Raw genomic sequence first — 17,683 nt, 5'->3', positions numbered from 1 at the left:
TTCGAGGAAGGGAAATACTATGCACACACGCACGCTCGGCCGCGGCCTCGAAGTGTCCGCAGTCGGTTTGGGCTGTATGGGGATGTCTCAAGGCTACGGGCCCCACCCCGGGGACCGCGCCGAAATGGTCCGTGTCCTGCGGTCCGCCCTGGACTCGGGCGTTACATTCTTCGATACCGCCGAGGTTTACGGCCCCTACGCCAATGAGGAACTCGTCGGGGAAGCCTTGGAACCCGTGCGTGACCAAGTGGTGATCGCGACGAAGTTCGGATGGCAGATCGAGAGCGGCAAAAGCACCGGCCTTAATAGCCGTCCCGAGCAGATCCGCCGGGTCGCCGAGGGATCGCTCACCCGCCTGCGCACCGATGTCATCGACCTCTTCTACCAGCATCGCGTCGACCCCGCAGTGCCCATTGAGGACGTCGCCGGGACGGTCGGAGAACTGGTCCAGGAAGGAAAGGTCAGGCATTTCGGTCTTTCGGAGGCGTCGGCGGCGACCATTCGCCGCGCGCACGCGACGTTTCCGGTCACTGCGGTGCAAAGCGAGTACTCATTGTGGACGCGCGACCCAGAGCCGGAGGTGCTACCCACATTGCGGGAACTGGGAATCGGGTTCGTTCCGTTCAGCCCGCTCGGCAAGGGCTTTCTCACCGGCACGGTTGGGACCACGACAACGTTTGGCGCGGGAGACATCCGCGCCAGCATTCCTCGGTTCGAGCAACAGAACCGAACCGCCAACAGGGCTCTCGTCGAATTCCTTGATGATCTTGCCCGCAGCAGGGAATCCACTCCAGGGCAGATCGCCCTCGCATGGCTGCTCGCCCAGAATCCGTCCATCGTCCCGATCCCCGGAACCCGTCGGACCCCTCGTATCGAAGAGAATGCGTCCTCAACGACGGTGGCACTGTCAGCCGACAACCTTCACGATCTCGACTCCCTCGCACGACGCCTCGGCGTCGCCGGTGAACGATATAACCCCCATCACCTCGCACTCGTGGGACGCTAGCTGTACTAAACCGATTGGTTGGTGACACGGCTGGCAGGTGAGGCGCCGTAGAGTACGGTGTGGAGCCTGCGCTGATCGTACTCGTCGATGATGTCCGTTAGCAGAATTTCCATTCGGCTCTTGGACTGTAGGCCGTGGCGCAGCCCTATTCTTCTTGCAGGATGAGGTTGAACCGCCCCACTTTGCCGTCGGTTGGGGCCGGTAGGGGCAGGAGTGCTTGTGCGTGATCCCGGCTTCGGCCATGACTGCGACGAAATCACGGGAGCGGCAACAGACGCCATTACCGGTCAGCGTGCGCCCAGGATGCCGGGCAGCGTGAAAACCCAAGCCGCGCCTCGTCACGCCAGGACTGCCCGTGGGCAACGTATTGCCGGGGCAAGGCGCAAGCCTGACCATCACTTAGTGACGCGCCGGCGATAGTTCCGCGGGGTTTCCCCGAGGTCGTTAAGGAAGTGCCTGTTGAAGTTTGAGAGATTAGTAAAGCCGACCTCGTAGCAGATGTCGGAGATTGGCTTGTCTGTGCGTTCCAGCAGGCGCCGCGCGTGGGCCAGGCGCAGTTTGCGGACCAAATCGCTGAAGTTCTGGCCGGTGGCGCGCCTGAAGTACTTCGAGAAGGATGCTTCCTGCATACCAACCATGGCCGCGGCTTCGGATAGTTTTACGTTGCCAGCATGGTTGGTGAAGACATACTCGAGGACGAGGTCGACGACCGCGGCCGCCCGCCCGTCAAGTTGGGGTCTGAACCATTCTTCCGCGAGGTAACGGCGCTCGTGTTCCGGTGCGCTGGCAAGGATATTGAACAGCGAAAACAGGTGCTGGAGGCGGGCGAGACCCGTGGTGGCGCCCATAGCTTCGATTTCTTCGGCCGCCTCCTTGGCCGAGGTCCCGAAGAACTCAATTCCCCGTGCGGATTGCTCCAACAGCGGTTTGACCTCGGCCAGTTCTGGCACCAATGAAGCGGCCTGCTCGACCCAGTTGCCATCGAATTGAATGACGGCATCCCGGTTTTCCAACGCAATGCCGGGCTCAAGGTCGCTGACCCAGTCGTGGGGGAGACCGGAACCGATGATGGAGACGTGGCCGGCTTCGAAGGTTCCGATGTAATCACCGACGATGAATTTACCGGTGCCCTTACGGATGAGATGGATTTCGTACTCAGGATGGTAATTCCATCGTGCGATCGGGCTGGGGTAGCTGTGCTGGTGCCACCGGACCGAGTGGTTTGGATCCGGCGGGATTATTTCCCTGTTGGCACGAATGCCCAGCAGTCTCTCGGCTAAACGGGCCGTAGCCTCATCGGTGCTGGTCACTATTTTCTCCGTAAATCAAGTTCCCGAGTACGGGAGCGAGCGCTGCATCCAGCCGCTCTCCCAGACTAGCCGCCCATACGCGCCTACGTGTCAGATTTGTATCAGAAAATAGCAACTAGGACGCTAGTTGTGTTCTGGGCCACGGCCTAATCTTGAGGAACATCAGCGGGACCGAACCTCTTGGAGCCATCACCCGCTTCAGTTTCGCTCTCTGGCATAGCAGCCGGCGCGGTAACTGTGCACCCCCATGAAGAACAAAGGAGTCCTTAATGCGCTCAAAAATGCGCGCTGCTTCGCTTGCGGCCGGTGCTTTGTGCATCGCCATTTCCGCTTCGGCCTGTTCAGGTGCCGGCGGTGGATCCTCTGCCGGTGACCAGAACAGCATCAACGTCCTGATGGTCAACAACCCCCAGATGGAGGACCTGCAGAAGCTCACTGCGGACAACTTCACCAAGGACACTGGGATCAAGGTCAACTACACCGTGCTTCCTGAGAACGATGTCCGGGCCAAGATCAGCCAGGAGTTCTCCAGCCAGGCCGGGCAATACGACGTCGCGTCCCTCTCCAACTACGAGATCCCGTTCTACTCCGCCAACAATTGGCTGGCACCCTTGGACAATGTGGCCAAGGACAGCGAGTTCAACCAGAGCGACATCCTCCCCGCGTACACCGCTTCCCTCACCGGCAAAGACGGCAAACTCTACGGCGAACCCTTCTATGGGGAGTCCTCCTTCCTGATGTACCGGAAGGACATTTTCGATTCCAAGGGCCTCACCATGCCTGAAAAGCCGACGTGGGATCAGGTGGCGGACCTCGCGGCGAAGGCAGATGGCGCCGCCGCGGGCATGAAGGGCATCTGCCTGCGCGGCCAGCCCGGCTGGGGCCAGGTCTTCGCACCGCTCACCACCGTGGTTAACACCTTCGGCGGCACTTGGTTCGACAAGGACTGGAACGCCAAGGTCAACGCACCGGAGTTCACCGCCGCCACCGAGTTCTACACCAAACTGGTCCGCGAGCACGGAGAGGCAGGCGCAGCACAGGCAGGGTTCACCGAGTGCCTGAACAGCATGAGCCAGAGCAAGGTGGCCATGTGGTACGACGCAACCTCGGCCGCAGGCGCTCTGGAAGCTGACGGATCGCCGGTCAAGGGCAAGATCGGTTACGTCCAGGCGCCGGTAAAGGAGACCAAGTCCTCCGGCTGGCTGTGGACGTGGTCATGGGGCGTCCAAGCGGCGTCCAAGAAGCAGGATGCTGCCGGCAAGTTCATCGCGTGGGCCAGCTCGAAGAAGTACGAGGAACTGGTTGCCTCGAAGCTGGGTTGGGCCAAGGTTCCTTCCGGCAAGCGGAGCTCCACCTATGAGAACGCCGACTTCCAGAAGGCCGCTCCGTTCTTCCAGGCTGAACGGACTGCCATCCAGAACGCGGATCCGAAGAACCCTGGTGTGCAGGAACGTCCCGTTGTGGGCATCCAGTTCGTCGGTATCCCCGAGTTCGCCGATCTCGGAACCACTGTTTCTCAGGGCGTGAGCTCTGCTATCGCCGGCCAAGGCTCTGTCGCGGATGCGCTGGCCAAGGGCCAGGAAGCCGCCCAGAAAATCGGCGACAAGTACAAGAAGTAACAACCCACCAACCGGTCCTGTGGTCCACCCTCCGGTGGGCCACAGGACCGCAGGAGCCGTCATGACAACAGCAACAGCGCGCGTTTCCCGCACCGGGCACAGCGCCACCAAACCTTCCAAAAACGCCAGGTCCCGCGAACGTGCCCTGGCGTGGGCCCGGCGTGCGCCGCTGCTGCCGGCCCTGGTCTTCCTGATCGTGGTCACCCAGCTTCCGTTCGTGGTGACGCTGATTATCTCGTTCCTGAACTGGAACAGCCTCCGCCCGGACCAGACCGGGTTCGCCGGGTTTGAAAACTACATCCAGGTCCTCACCAACGCCGACCTGCGCCAGGCCATCTTCACCACCATCGTCCTGACCGTCTCGGTGGTCCTGGCCAGCCTGCTCATCGGGCTGGGCCTGGCGCTGCTGCTGGACAAGAAGTTCATCGGCCGCGGACTGGCCCGGACACTGCTCATTGCCCCGTTCCTGGTGGTCCCCGTGGCCGCGGCCCTGGTCTGGAAGCACGCGCTGCTCAACCCCACGTACGGCCTCATCAACGGTATCCTGACCTGGATCTGGTCCCTCTTCGGCAGCAGCAACCCCCCGCAGCCGGACCTGCTCTCACAGGCGCCCCTTACCGCCGTCGTCCTGTCCCTGGTCTGGCAGTGGACCCCTTTCATGATGCTCATCCTGCTCGCCGGCCTGCAGTCCCGGCCCATGGACACCGTGGAAGCTGCGCAAATGGACGGCGCCTCGCCCTGGGACATCTTCCGGCACCTGACGCTGCCGCACCTGCGCCAGTACCTGGAACTGGGTGGCCTGCTCGGCGCCATCTACATCGTGCAGAACTTCGACGCCGTCTTCACCCTCACCTCCGGCGGGCTCGGCACGGCAAACCTGCCGTACGCCATCTACCAGACGTTCTACTTCGCCAATGAATACGGCCTGGCCTCAGCCGCCGGCGTCGTGGTGGTCATCGGCACCATCATCGTGGCCACCTTCGCACTCCGCACCGTCTTTTCGCTCTTCAAGAAAGAGGCAGCACGATGAGCACCCTCAGCCCTGCCGCACCCCGCAACACGCCCGCAGGTCCCACCGCGCTGGACACCGGAACCCGTCGCCGGGGGCTCGGCCGGTTCGGAGGCAAATCCCGGATGGATCCCACCCGCAACAGCACCGCCGCCGGCATCGCTGCCTGGCTCCTGGCACTGCTGTTCGCAGCACCTGTCCTCTGGATGATCCTGACCTCCTTCCACTCGGAGACCGACGCCGCCACCAACCCGCCCTCCATCGCTGCGAACCTCAACCTGGATGCCTATCAGGAATTCTTCGGAGCGAGCTCCGGTGTCAGCCCGTGGCCGCCGCTGATCAACTCCGCCATGGCCTCGGTCCTGTCCACGGTTCTGGTCCTGCTCCTGTCCATACCCGCCGCGTACGCCCTGTCCATCCGCCCGGTGAAGAAGTGGACGGACGTGATGTTCTTCTTCCTCTCCACCAAGATGATGCCCGTGGTGGCGGCGATCCTGCCGCTCTACCTCTTCGCCAAGAGCGTCGGGGCGCTGGACAACATCTGGTTCCTGATCCTGATGTACACCTCCATGAACCTGCCCATCGCCGTATGGATGATGCGCTCCTTCCTCGCCGAGGTGCCCGTCGAAATGCTGGAGGCCGCCCAGATTGACGGCGCCAACCTCCTGCTGACCCTGCGCAAGATCATCGCGCCGGTCGCGATGCCCGGCATCGCCGCCACCGCCCTGATCTGCTTCATCTTCAGCTGGAACGAACTGCTCCTGGCCCGCGTCCTCACCGGCGTGGTCGCAGGAACCGCCCCGGTCTTCCTCACCGGCTTCGTCTCCAGCCAAGGCCTCTTCCTCGCCAAAGTCTGCGCCGCCGCCGTCGTCATCTCGCTCCCGGTGCTGTTCGCCGGCTTCGCCGCCCAAGACAAACTTGTCCAGGGCCTCTCCCTCGGCGCGGTCAAGTAACGCACACCACCCCCTCGATACCCGGAGGAATACTTCACATGACAACACCCACAAGCCAGACCCAGCCCGTCGAAGCGTCAGCACTTCCGCAGACGATGCGCGCCAACATCCTGAAGAGCCAGGGCGAGATGGCCATGGAGACCCTCCCCCTCCCGCAGATCGACGCCGACCAGGTCCTGGTGCAGGTCGCCGCCGTCGGCGTCTGCGGCAGCGACGTCCACTACTACGAGCACGGCCGGATCGGCCCCTACGTCGTGGACCACCCGCTGATCCTGGGCCACGAGCTCTCCGGCCGGATCACCGCCGTCGGAAGCGCCGTCGACCCGGCCCGCGTTGGCAGCCGCGTCGCCGTCGAACCCCAACGGCCCTGCCGCACCTGCAAGCAGTGCAAGGCCGGCCGCTACAACCTGTGCCCGGACATCAAGTTCTACGCCACCCCGCCCGTGGACGGCGCGTTCGCCGAATACGTCACCATCCAGTCCGACTTCGCCTACGACATTCCGGACAGCGTCAGCGACGAGGCGGCCGCCTTGATTGAACCGTTGTCCGTGGGTCTGTGGGCCTGCGAGCGCGCGGAAATCCGGCCCGGCAGCCGGGTGCTGATCGCCGGCGCCGGCCCCATCGGCATCATCGCCGCCCAGGCGGCACGGGCGTTCGGCGCCACCGAGATTTACATCTCCGACATCGCCGAGGACCGGCTCGCCTTTGCCCTCCAGCACGGGGCGACGCACGCGCTGAACGCGAAGACGGACAGCGTGGAGGGGCTTGACGTCGACGCCTTCATCGATGCCTCCGGCGCTCCGCAGGCGGTCCGTTCCGGGATCAAGGCCGTGGCGCCGGCCGGCCGGGTGATCCTGGTGGGCCTGGGGGCCGACGACGTCGAGCTACCCGTTTCCTATATCCAGAACCGCGAAATCTGGCTCTCCGGGGTCTTCCGCTACACCAACACCTGGCCACTGGCGATCCAGCTGATCGCCGACGGAAAGGTGGATCTGGACATCCTGGTCACCGGAAAGTTCCCCCTCGCCGAGTCCGAAGCGGCGCTGAAGGCGGGAAAGCAGCCCGGCCAGCTCAAAGCCGTGGTTTACCCGGGCCGATAGCGTCCAACTCCTGGCCCGAAAAGAAGAAACTGCGAGGAAGCAGCCATGACCGACACCAGCCCCACCCCTATCCAGCTTTCCGGTGAAGGACGCGTCACCGTCACCGTCATCGGCGAGTCACTGGTCGACATCATCAGCGAAGCCGGATACGCAGCCCCCACCCGCGTGCACCCTGGCGGAAGCCCCTTGAACGTAGCCGTGGGAGTGTCACGATTGAACTCTGCCGTCAATTTGGTGACGCACTACGATGATGACCGGTACGGCCTGATGATCGAAGAGCACCTCCAATCCAACGGCGTCACGGTCATCAGGGGCGGCAGTGCACCGACGTCCCGGGCCACTGCAACGCTGGCCGCTGACGGCGCTGCCACGTATGAGTTTGACATCAGTTGGGACCTCTCGGGCGCGACGCTTCCGGCTCTGGCCGCAGTCGAGACGTCCCATCATGTCCATACGGGATCAATCGCAGCCTTGCTCGCGCCGGGTGATCAGGCAGTCCTCGGTCTTCTGGGCGCAGCGGGGAAGCGGGCGACCATCAGTTTCGACCCGAACTGCCGGCCCTCCATCAGTCCCGACGTGGGTGCGGCAAGAAGGCAGGCGGAGCGCTTCACCGCCGTCAGCGATCTCGTTAAGGCCAGCGATGAGGACTTGGCCTGGCTGTACCCGGACCGCACGCCGGAGGAGAGCCTTCGCACCTGGCTGGACCTGGGACCGTCAATGGCCGTCCTGACCAGGGGCCCGGACGGCCCCATCCTGATCACCCGGACGGAACGGGTAGAGATGACAGCCGAAGCGGTCACCGTAGCCGACACTGTAGGGGCGGGCGACTCCTTTATGGCCGCCCTCATCGCAGGCCTTGCCCAGCTTGAAGCACTCGGGGCAGCGGGAAGGCAACGACTGCAGATGTTGGGCGCCGGTGAGCTCCATGCTCTTGTCGCTTACGCCAACCGGGCCGCGGCAATCACCTGTTCCAGGCCAGGTGCCAACCCACCCCACATGGATGAGCTCGGACCGCTGTCCGCCATAGCTTCAGCGAAAGGCCGGTGACGACGTGCAGGACCTAAACAACAAGACCATCGCTGCCGCGCCCATGTCATTGACGACGCCCCAGTATGACAGGACGGCGCTCACTTCCGGGATAGTCCACTTCGGCGTGGGAGGCTTCCACCGCGCGCATCAAGCCATGTACCTGGACCGGCTGATGAACGCCGGCCACGCCCTGGAGTGGGCCATCACCGGGATTGGAGTGCTTCCCGCCGATGCCCGCATGAAGCAGGTCATGGACAAACAGGACTGCCTCTACACCCTTACGGTCAAGAATCCTGACGGCAGCCGGGACAGCCGCGTCATCGGCTCCATCATCGAGTACCTCTACGCACCCGAAGACCCGGAGGCCGTTATCGAGAAGATGGCATCGGCGCCAATCCGCATCGTCTCCCTTACTGTCACCGAGGGCGGTTACAACTTCCACCACCTCACGGGTGAATTCAACGCGGAAAATCCCGATGTGATCCACGACCTGAAACCTGGCGCTGCACCACGAACTGTCTTCGGTCTGGTCACCGAAGCCCTGGCCCGCAGGCGGGCCCGCGGCCTGGAGCCGTTCACCGTCATGTCGTGCGACAACATTCAGGGCAACGGCGACGTTGCCCGAAAGATGTTCGCTGCATTCGCGACGCTCAAAAACCCGGAGATGGGTGCCTGGATCACCGGACATGTGCCTTTCCCGAACAGCATGGTGGACCGCATCACCCCGGCCACCGCTGACTCAGACCGCAGCGCAATCGCCGAAGAATTCGGGTCCAACGATGAGTGGCCTGTTGTCTGCGAGCCTTTTGAGCAATGGGTCCTCGAAGACCACTTCAGCCTGGGCCGCCCGCCGTTCGACCAGGCCGGCGTCCAGCTCGTGCGGGACGTCGAACCCTATGAACTAATGAAGCTGAGGCTTCTGAACGCCAGCCATCAGGGAATGTGCTACTTCGGTTACCTTGCCGGATACCGCTACGCCCATGAAGCGGCACGAGACCCGATAATCGCACAGTTCCTGCTCGACTATATGGACAAGGAGGCAAGCCCAACGCTCCACCCTGTCCCCGGCGTTGACCTTGAGGCCTATAAGCACACACTGATCGAGCGGTTCTCCAACGAACACGTCCGGGACACCCTGGCAAGGCTGTGCGCTGAGAGCTCTGACAGGATTCCCAAATGGCTGCTTCCAGTCATCCGCGAAAATCTTGAACAAGGCGGCGACATTCATCGCTCCGCTGCCATCGTCGCCAGTTGGGCCCGCTACGCCGAGGGTGTGGATGAGCAAGGCCACCCGATCGACGTCGTGGACAGGCTCAAAGAGCCACTGATGGCAGCAGCTGCGATGCAGTACGACGACCCACTGGCATTTGTCTCCAACCCAGACATCTTCGGTGCCCTGAAAACCGACAAACGCTTCGCAGCGGCGTACACGCAGGCCCTCCACGACCTTCACTCGGGAGGCGCCCGGGCCGCTTTGGAACATCTGACCTTGCCGGCCAAGTAGATGCCATGCCCACCGAACTACGGACCCCATTGCCGTGGCTGCTCGCCGCGGCCTCATTGCTGATTCTGCCTTGCATCCTGGCCTTGTTCTTGGATCTTCAACCAGGCACCCGAATCACGGATCACCTGCCCACAGCAATTTCCGTTCTGATCACTGGTCTCGCGCTGATGTTTTCCCCTCGGCAGGGCGACACAACGAAAGTTGGAGTGCCGGAAGACCATCAGGAGTCCTTGGCGTATGGGATCCGCACAGGAACGCTGCCTATAGCCAGTCTCTTCAGTGACTGGCGGAGTGAACTCGCAAACCGGATGACGGCCTACTCCTCGACCCTGCGCATCCTGCCAACCGCGACGGCTGGAGCTACCGCATTGGACCTATACGCCGCACTCATCGACCCCACTGGAGGCCTCTTCTTCCTTGTGTCCGCAGCCGCTACCCTGGCATTAGGGCTGGGAACCTACGCTCTTTCAGCCCTTAGGCTCACAAACACCCGCATTCTGGAAGACAAGCTAAGCCGCCAGATCCGCCTGCTCGAAGTGACAACCAGTCGTAGGCCCGGGGAATCACGGGGCTAGGTCCTTTGGGAGGTTCATGCCGAATGCGCCGAGGACTCCCACGATTCAGAGAACTATGACCAAGTCTGGGCGCTGGCGAACGTAGCCCAGGGTCTCGATCACCTGGCGTTTGTTTCGCCTTTCTGGCAGCGCCGGCGTCAGGTCAGCGGCGCGGATCCCCACAAGGAGAGCAGGACGGCCGCGAAGGTGGCCGCGTTTAGCAGGAAGACCGCTGCGGTGCATGCCCCCATGAGCGCCAGGCGATAGCGGGTCCGGTGAGTTGGGCCGTGTTGATACGGAGTTCAATGAATCGGCGTTGGCAATGTGTTCTCGGCTCACCAGTTCCGACACGGAGGCGAGGCGGACTGAACCATCAATCGCGCTGGCGCATCCCAGGAATAGGACGGCTGCAAGACTTGCCAAAGTTGCGACGCACTGTCCTCCCGAGAAGGCCACTGCCAGGGCGCAGACCAAGGCTGTCTGGGTCCACCTGGATCATTCGTTTCGAAAAGGTTGGCAAGGACTCCGCCAGAGGGCCCACGGAACAGAAATCGGGAGGAACTGCATTGCCGGTGGTGATGCCGACAGCGGTGTCGGAGTGGTCCGTGAGGACGGTCAGGACGAGCCAGTCCTGTGCCAGTGTCTGCATCCAGGCGCCGATGCTGGACACGAGCTCCACTCCGGCCCACGCCGGGTAGTGGCGGTTCTCGATGGGCCGGAACATGGCGATCATTTCACGCGCAATTGCTGCGTGCTGGGGGCGGCGTGGCGGAGGATGAGGCTTCATCTGCGCTTAGCCCGGCCACCCGTTGGGCCAGGCGGGTGGTGGGCTGTTCGCGGGCTTCGGTGAGGAGCGCCTTACCGGCACGGGTGACCCCCACATGCATCCACCGTCTGTCGTCGGGGTGGACTGTCCTGGTGGCGAAGCCCTGATCTAGGAGGGCGTTGACTTTACAGGTCATTGAGGCGCCTTCACGTCCTTTTCCTTCGGCTGGCTTGCGAAGAGCCTGCGGGCCGTTCTGCGGACGGGCCGGGACCGCCTTTGACGACGTCACCGGCCGTCTCGGCGCTGAGCCCCAAGTGCGTACGCCTCCCCGCAGTCAGGGTGGCGAATTGGAAGAGTATTCCGTTTGAGGCGCTCCTTTTCGGAGAACCCTTCATGTTGTCACGGGATGATGCGGGGAGGGTCGCGGGGTCCGTTCGCCGGTGATCGCTGCGTCCGCGCCATTCAATGTGGATGCCGGAACCTCCCCGTTACGAGAAGGGAGGCTCCGGCGGCTATGGGGGACCTGCGGAAGGGGACAGACTGCCCAAAGGCTGCACCAGGCAGTCTCAGAAGCTGTCGCCTGTCCTGCGAATGGTAATTCCTTCTCTGCAGTCAAAGGCCCGACGAATATCGCCTGATTCAGGAAGTACCCATACGACACGCAGGTCCTCGGTTAGGACATCGACTGTGGCTTCATATGAGATCTGCGCAGCTTCTGAGACCACGACGCGATCACCTGGTCGCAGGTTCCCCCAGTTCTCCTGCGCGGTCTGTTCCTTTGGCAAGGTACAAGTGTCCTTTTCGGTGGAGTGAGGGCTTCGTTGGTCCGCGGTCCTCTTCATGACGCCTCAAAAGCCAGCACGCCCTGACGGCCTCGAATGACCTCTTTGGTGGGGGCTGACCGGAGGACCGGCACTACGTCTCCGGGCACGCTCGAGCCGATGCACATGTCACGTCATCTGCCGGTGTCGTGATACTGGCCTGCGGCACGCGCGCGTTGGGTGGCGAGTTCGATCATCAGGTCGAGGTTGGGGGTTGGGACCTCCACCAGTTCTGCAAGGTCAAGGGGAACACGGAACATGGCGTCTATTTCCATGGGCCGACCAGCCAGCAAGTCCTGGGCGATGCTCTGCAGGTGGCCGGACTTCGCCAGCTTACTCAAGCCTTCGTAGGGATCGCCCGGATCGCAGCCCAAGGCACGGGCGATGGCCGCGCCCTCAGCAGCCATCGCTTTGGCGGTGCCGGCAACGGCGGCCTTGTCCAGGACATCTTTCATTGGTGAGGCTGTGAGGACCGCCAGTGAACCCCCGATCAGGTTCATGAGCAGTTTGGCCCACACGGCGTCACGGATCTTCGGCGTCACGGTGACTTCCAGGCCGCTGGGGTTCAGGAGGGACGCCAGTTCGTCGAGCCTCGGATCCGCATTGCCGTCGGGCCGTCCAATGATCAGCCGGTTAACGGCATTCGCGGCGCGAATTACCCCTGGTGCGATTACGCTGCAGGCGGTGTAGGCCACGGCGCCCACAGCGCGCTCTGGGCCGATGCGGTCCCACAGCGTGCTCTCGGGATCCAGCCGTCGAAGACGGGTGTTGTCCAGGTCTCCGCCGTGTGAGTGGAAGTACCACCAGGGGATGCCGTTCATGACGAACAGCACCAAGCTGTCCTTGTGGAGCAGGGAATTTATATCCTTGGTGATGGTCGGCAGAGACGGGGCTTTGACCGCGACGATGACAATGTCCTGGGGCTCCAAATCGTCCGGCCGGTCGGTGGCGACCGGGTGCGAGACCAGCACTCCGTCACGGGTTTCCACACGCAGCCCCTGTTCGCGGATCGCGGCCAGCTGATCACCGCGAGCGATCAGCGAGACCTCGGCTTGGCTTCCGGCCAGCCGCCCGGCGATGTGGCCGCCCACCGCTCCTGCTCCGTATACGCAGATTTTCATATGTGCTTCCTGTCCTGTGATAAATCGGTCATTCGAACTGCTGGCGCTTCTGTGCTGCGGCGGTGCTGAGGAAAGAGATGTCGTTGCCGGTGGAAACAAAGCCGGCACCGAGATCCAGGTATTGACGGATAAGATCCGGCCGCCCGCCCAAGCCGCCGACACCAACGAACTTTCCGTTCGCCTGGCAGGCTTTGATCACCTGAAGGTATGCCTCGTGCACCCGGGGGTGGTCGAGTTGCCCCGGGACGCCCAGCTCGACGCTGAGGTCACTGGCACCAACGAGGAGCATGTCCACACCGTCGACCGCGGCGATGTCTTCCACCGCGTCAAGACCGGCCTGGGACTCGATCATTGGTACCACCATGGAGGCTTGATCGAGCTCACGGACGAGTTGATCGGCGGGGAGAGCCCGGTAGTGCAGTTGGGGCGCGGCCCCAGCCAAGGACCTCCCACCCACGGGAGCGTGCTTGACAGCGCGAACCAAGGTGCGGGCCTCCTCGGCGGACTCCACGCCGGGGACGATGATTCCCATGGCCCCGGAATCCATGACCCTGGCAATGAAAGATGGGTCCAGGCCGGGGACGCGGACTAGGGGAGTGACGCCCAGGGAATTGCAGGCCATACAGATTTGACCCGCGGCCTCCAGGGAGAAACTGCTGTGTTCCAGGTCAATGTAGACGGAGTCGAACCCCGCGGTGTGGGCGATGGAGGCGATGTCGACAGTGCGTACCAGTCGAACGGTCATGGAGTACACCCGCTCGCCTTTGGATAACTTCTCTTTGGCACGATTGCGCAGCAGGGGTGTGGCTTCGGTGTTCATATTCTGTGTCTCCTGGTCGAGTCGGATGTTTCAGCCGAACAGAGCCGGTAATGCTTTTGCTTCGTCCTCGAACCCGTACACGGACTTGATCTCGAGATATTCTTCAAGCCCGAACCTGCCCATCGAGCGGCCGATTCCGGACTGCTTGTATCCCCCCATGGGCGTGTACGAATCCGTGGCCGCGCCGTTGTAGCTGACACGTCCGGCCCGCAGCGCGTTTACGACGCGCCGGGCATTCGTCCGATCGCCGCCGAAGACATAGCCACCTAGCCCGTAGGGCGAATCGTTAGCGATCCGGACGGCCTCGTCCTCGTCACGGTAGGGCATGACGGCCAGGACGGGTCCGAAGATCTCCTCCCGGGCGATGGTCATATCGGGGCTAACCCCGGTGAACACTGTCGGTTTCACAAAATAGCCCTGGTCCATCCCCTCAGGGCGCTCAAGCCCACCGGTAACGAGGTTGGCGCCTTCATTGATGCCGGTCTGAATGAAGTCTCGGATCGATTTGCATTGTTCGGCACTGACGACCGGACCCATGGTGGTCAAGCTGTCCAGAGGGTCACCCAAGTGATAGCGCTGTGCCTCATCGACGAGGAAGGCCGCTACCTGCTCCATCTGGCTTTCGTGCACGAGCATGCGGGCAGGGGCATGGCAGGACTGACCGGCATTGAAGAAGGCGCGTTGGATGTTCCACCGCGCGGCCTTTTCAAGGTCGGCGTCGGGCAGCACAATGTTGGCTGATTTGCCACCGAGTTCCAGTGAGACGCGTTTCACGGTGTCTGCTGCGGCGGCTCCGACCTGCCGGCCGGCGGCGGTGGAACCGGTGAAAGAGATCATGTCGACCTCGGGATGGCGGGAGAGGGCGTCGCCCACGGCGCGGCCGGTTCCGTTCACTAGGTTGAACACGCCCGCCGGCACTCCCGCCTCGTGCAGCACCTGAGCCAGAAGTGTGCCGCTCGCGGCGGAGTTCATGCTGGGTTTGGCGATGATGGTGCAGCCCGCAGCCAGGCCGTAGATGATCTTGATGACGCCGGTCTGGATTGGCCAGTTCCACGGGGAGATCAGCGCGCAAACGCCGATCGGCTCGCGACGGACAATGGCACCGCCGATACGGGACTCAAAGGGGTACTCGCGCAGGATATCGCGGGCCACCCTCATATGCTCGACCGGACCGGTGACCTGGGCGCGGTTGCTGACCGGAATGCCGACCTCACGCGCGATTAATCGGGAGAACTCGTCGCTGTGCGACTCGTAGACGTCGACGACGCGGTCGATAAGCGAGATCCGCTCGTCCACCGAGGCGGTGGAAAAGCTCTTAAACGCCTGCCGGGCCGCGGCAACCGCGCGGTCCACATCCGCTGCGCTTCCCAGACTGACCCGGGCAAAAGGCTCCTCGCGGGTGGGGTCGATGAGCTCCACCTCGCGCGGGTCCGTCGGGTCAGTCCATTGGCCGTTTATGTAAAGGTGCGGGTACTGCTCCATGCTGGAGGTCTCCTCAGGCTTGTGGGGCTTGTCCGGTGGGTTAGCTGCTGTGGGTGTAGCCGCCGTCGCAGGCGATGGTCTGGCCGGTGATGAACGCGGAAGCCGGCGTAGCGAGGAAGAACATGATGCCGACCAGGTCGGTGGGGACCATTCCGCGGGGGATGCACTGCTGCGACGCAGCGCGCTCACGGACCTCGATGGTGGGGTTGACTGTACGCTCAACTTCCGTGGCGATCATGCCCGGTCGTACACAGTTGACGGTAATCCCGTCGCCGCCCAGCTCCCGCGCCAACGCATTGGTCATGCCGATCAATGCTGACTTGGAGGTGACGTAGTGAAGGTAGTTGCCGATGCCACGGGTGACCGAGTCGGATGAGATGTTGATGATGCGTCCGAAGCCTGCCGCGCGCATATGGGCAGCGACTGCCCGAACGCACAGGTAGCTCCCGGTGACGTTGACCTTAAGCACCTGTTCCCACTGTTCCATGGGGATCTGATCGAACGGCCCCTTCTCGATAGTCGCGAAGATCGAGGCGTTGTTGATCAGCACATCGATCCGGCCGCACTTTTCCATCACCGTCTCGACCATCGACGTAACGGACGTCTCGTCCGAGACGTCTACCTTGACGGCAAAACCGGTTCCACCGGCGTCATGGATCTCCTTGACCACTGCCTGGGCCTTGTCGAAGTTCAGGTCGGCGACCACGGAAAAGGCTCCGGCGGCGGCGAACTGGCGCGCGAGTTCTCGGCCGATGCCTTGGGCGGCGCCGGTGATAAGCACCACCCGTTCTTGGACGCTGAGGTCCCGTGCCGACGCCGGAACGCCGGAGTCCTGTGGAGTGTGTGTCAGGGTTGTCGTCGTCATAGTCGATCCTCGTGGCGTTGCGTGTCGTTGTGGGTGTGCAGACACTGATGGAGGGGCGGACCCTCCCGGCCGACTGCACCAAAGCCTCTCCGTGGTCCCCTCCAGGCGCCGGCGATAAAGGTTTTCCCATGATCTGGGGATCATTAGCATCGCGGGCCTCCCGATAAGGCGGCCGTCAAGGTGAGGCAGCAGGGCGGCCCCCTGCTTTCTATATAGACAATATCCTGCCATATGGGATAATGTCAATAAAGCGGTCGGTCCTTCGCCGAGGTAAATGACAGCCGGCGATTCGGATTCCGCACCCCCTTCGGCTTTTTGCCGCAGGATGTATCCACTTTGTAAGGAGTAGGGAAGATGCGCGTAAGCAAAGCAGCAGAAACGGGCAGCGAAGCAGTTGGATCCATGCGTGAGGGAGTACTGGAGCAGAAGCACCTGCTGGTAGGTGAAGACGGTTCGCCTAATAATTACGACCTCAATATGGGCCAGACCGGCGGTGGCGGTTGGCGGACTCCCCGCCATCGGCACACCTTTGACCAGATCCGCTATGTCATTCAGGGGCAACTGCCATATACCGAGAATGACGTCCTGGAAGAGGGGTGGGTGGGGTACTTCCCCGAGAGTGTCTACTATGGCCCCCAGGAGCGCGCCGAGGGCCTTCGGACCCTGGTCCTGCAGTGCGGCGGCGCGAGTGGCCAGGGCTACCTGTCCGCTGCCCAGCGCGAGGCCACTAACGCCGAACTGGAAAAGACCGGCGAATTCAAAAAGGGCAAGTACCACTACACTGACGCCAACGGCGACGAGCAGGTTATGGACGGCTCCCAGGCGATCTTCGAGCGTGCAACGGGCGGCGAGCTTGCATTCGCAACCCCGCGGTATGAGGACGTCATCGCGATGAATCCTGCAGCCTACGACTGGCTACCCCAAGGTGACGAGGGTGTTTGGGAAAAGTGGCTGGGCAGTTTCACTGAACGCAACCTGCGCACCGGGTTCCTGCGCCTGGATGCCGGCGCGGTCTACCAGGCGGGTCAGCATCCCTCCATCGAAGTCCTGTTCCAGCTCAACGGCCAGGTCACTTCGGGCGGCGAGAAGTACGGCCCCGAAACCGCGTATGAATTTCTCGCCCACGAAGGCCCTGTTCCCGTCGAAGCCATCGAGCCAACCGAGTTCCTGCGTGTAGTGCTGCACACGTTCTAAGCCGCTACGGGCCAACACGGTGAACGTGTTGGCCCGTGGGGCTCGCCCACGCGGCCAGGCCGCTGACGACAGCCCTTTCCCAGCAAGTCAACACGCCGCTTGGAGTGGCCAGCCATGCGACGCATATGGACTGCGAGGGTTCCGGGTGACTGAGGACAGGCGGCATGAGTTCATTTGGCTTCATGACCGGTGCTGGTTCTCCAGCAGGCGGCTTGATATGGTCGCCGCTGCCTGCTTGACGGCCAGTGCGGCCTGCTGGACATCGACGTCGCGCCGGACTTTCTCGTCCCAGGCGACGCCCACACTGCCGAGGGCCGTCTTATGATCGGTGAGGACGGGGGCCGCGACGCCGTAGACCCCGGGGTTGAATTCTCCCATGGTTAACAGGTAGCCGTCCTTTTTGATTTCCCCGAGGCTTTTGCGGAATTCGCTCCACGTACTGCCCAGCCCGGCGCTCTCGATTTCCGTACTGTACCGCGGGTAGATGGCTTTCAGACGGTGATGTGGAAGGTAGGCCAGGATGACCTTTG

17 protein-coding genes are annotated in these 17,683 nt (G+C 62.7%); 9 read left to right on the top strand and 8 right to left on the bottom strand.

Translation table 11 applies throughout. The features are described 5' to 3' along the window. Positions 1-19: 19 nt before the first annotated feature. Complete coding sequence (locus tag C563_RS0117185; protein ID WP_018763310.1) at positions 20-1,006, top strand: aldo/keto reductase; 987 nt, start codon at positions 20-22, stop codon at positions 1,004-1,006. A 395-nt stretch (positions 1,007-1,401) separates the two neighbouring features. Here C563_RS0117185 and C563_RS0117175 read toward each other — a convergent pair whose 3' ends face one another. Continuing rightward, the gene (locus tag C563_RS0117175) at positions 1,402-2,316 is read right to left on the bottom strand and encodes an AraC family transcriptional regulator (RefSeq protein ID WP_018763308.1); all 915 of its coding nucleotides are present in this window, start codon (positions 2,314-2,316) and stop codon (positions 1,402-1,404) included. A gap of 269 nt (positions 2,317-2,585) precedes the next feature. Here C563_RS0117175 and C563_RS0117170 point away from each other — a divergent pair, with 269 nt between their 5' ends. The 7 genes from C563_RS0117170 to C563_RS0117140 all read left to right on the top strand — a co-directional run bounded on the left by C563_RS0117170 (position 2,586) and on the right by C563_RS0117140 (position 10,105). Further along, entirely contained in the window at positions 2,586-3,935 is a 1,350-nt protein-coding gene (locus C563_RS0117170; protein ID WP_018763307.1) for an ABC transporter substrate-binding protein, read from the top strand. 61 nt (positions 3,936-3,996) lie between these two features. Then, a complete protein-coding gene (locus C563_RS0117165) occupies positions 3,997-4,965 on the top strand; it encodes a carbohydrate ABC transporter permease (RefSeq protein ID WP_018763306.1) in 969 nt (322 codons plus the stop codon). Next, positions 4,962-5,897, top strand: coding sequence for a carbohydrate ABC transporter permease (locus tag C563_RS0117160; RefSeq protein WP_018763305.1), 936 nt, complete (start codon positions 4,962-4,964; stop codon positions 5,895-5,897). Before C563_RS0117165 ends, C563_RS0117160 begins: the two co-directional genes overlap by 4 nt. 38 nt (positions 5,898-5,935) lie before the next feature. After that, entirely contained in the window at positions 5,936-6,997 is a 1,062-nt protein-coding gene (locus tag C563_RS0117155; protein WP_018763304.1) for an NAD(P)-dependent alcohol dehydrogenase, read from the top strand. A 45-nt stretch (positions 6,998-7,042) separates the two neighbouring features. Beyond that, entirely contained in the window at positions 7,043-8,044 is a 1,002-nt protein-coding gene (locus tag C563_RS0117150) for a carbohydrate kinase family protein (protein ID WP_018763303.1), read from the top strand. A 43-nt stretch (positions 8,045-8,087) separates the two neighbouring features. Beyond that, a complete protein-coding gene (locus C563_RS0117145; protein ID WP_051083573.1) occupies positions 8,088-9,530 on the top strand; it encodes a mannitol dehydrogenase family protein in 1,443 nt (480 codons plus the stop codon). Positions 9,531-9,535: 5 nt separating this feature from the next. Then, positions 9,536-10,105 carry a hypothetical protein gene (locus C563_RS0117140; RefSeq protein ID WP_018763301.1) on the top strand — a complete coding sequence of 190 codons (570 nt, stop codon included), beginning with the start codon at positions 9,536-9,538 and terminating at the stop codon, positions 10,103-10,105. A 352-nt stretch (positions 10,106-10,457) separates the two neighbouring features. Here the strand turns inward: C563_RS0117140 and C563_RS21955 are convergent, their stop codons facing one another. The 6 genes from C563_RS21955 to C563_RS0117115 all read right to left on the bottom strand — a co-directional run bounded on the left by C563_RS21955 (position 10,458) and on the right by C563_RS0117115 (position 15,959). Then, positions 10,458-10,817 carry a hypothetical protein gene (locus C563_RS21955; RefSeq protein WP_155845210.1) on the bottom strand — a complete coding sequence of 120 codons (360 nt, stop codon included), beginning with the start codon at positions 10,815-10,817 and terminating at the stop codon, positions 10,458-10,460. A 1-nt stretch (position 10,818) separates the two neighbouring features. After that, the gene (locus C563_RS22500; RefSeq protein ID WP_155845209.1) at positions 10,819-11,046 is read right to left on the bottom strand and encodes a hypothetical protein; all 228 of its coding nucleotides are present in this window, start codon (positions 11,044-11,046) and stop codon (positions 10,819-10,821) included. Between the two features lie 759 nt (positions 11,047-11,805). Continuing rightward, positions 11,806-12,792, bottom strand: coding sequence for a ketopantoate reductase family protein (locus C563_RS0117130; RefSeq protein ID WP_018763300.1), 987 nt, complete (start codon positions 12,790-12,792; stop codon positions 11,806-11,808). Positions 12,793-12,820: 28 nt separating this feature from the next. Continuing rightward, positions 12,821-13,612: an HpcH/HpaI aldolase family protein gene (locus tag C563_RS0117125; RefSeq protein ID WP_018763299.1), complete on the bottom strand. Its 792-nt coding sequence runs from the start codon at positions 13,610-13,612 to the stop codon at positions 12,821-12,823. A 30-nt stretch (positions 13,613-13,642) separates the two neighbouring features. Then, positions 13,643-15,094 (bottom strand): aldehyde dehydrogenase family protein, encoded by a 1,452-nt coding sequence (locus C563_RS0117120; protein WP_018763298.1) that lies wholly within the window; start codon positions 15,092-15,094, stop codon positions 13,643-13,645. Positions 15,095-15,134: 40 nt separating this feature from the next. Further along, the gene (locus C563_RS0117115) at positions 15,135-15,959 is read right to left on the bottom strand and encodes an SDR family NAD(P)-dependent oxidoreductase (RefSeq protein WP_018763297.1); all 825 of its coding nucleotides are present in this window, start codon (positions 15,957-15,959) and stop codon (positions 15,135-15,137) included. A gap of 354 nt (positions 15,960-16,313) precedes the next feature. Here C563_RS0117115 and C563_RS0117110 point away from each other — a divergent pair, with 354 nt between their 5' ends. Then, positions 16,314-17,153: a hypothetical protein gene (locus C563_RS0117110; RefSeq protein WP_018763296.1), complete on the top strand. Its 840-nt coding sequence runs from the start codon at positions 16,314-16,316 to the stop codon at positions 17,151-17,153. 180 nt (positions 17,154-17,333) lie between these two features. On the opposite strand, the gene C563_RS0117105 is transcribed toward C563_RS0117110, so the two are convergent. Next, positions 17,334-17,683: IclR family transcriptional regulator domain-containing protein (locus C563_RS0117105; protein WP_018763295.1), on the bottom strand; the 350-nt coding region annotated here is incomplete at its 5' end.

This window comes from Arthrobacter sp. 135MFCol5.1, from assembly GCF_000374865.1.
In the GTDB taxonomy this organism is placed as follows: Bacteria; Actinomycetota; Actinomycetes; order Actinomycetales; family Micrococcaceae; genus Arthrobacter.
Note: the sequence above shows the minus strand (reverse complement) of the source record. Positions and strands in the feature narration are given on the sequence as shown.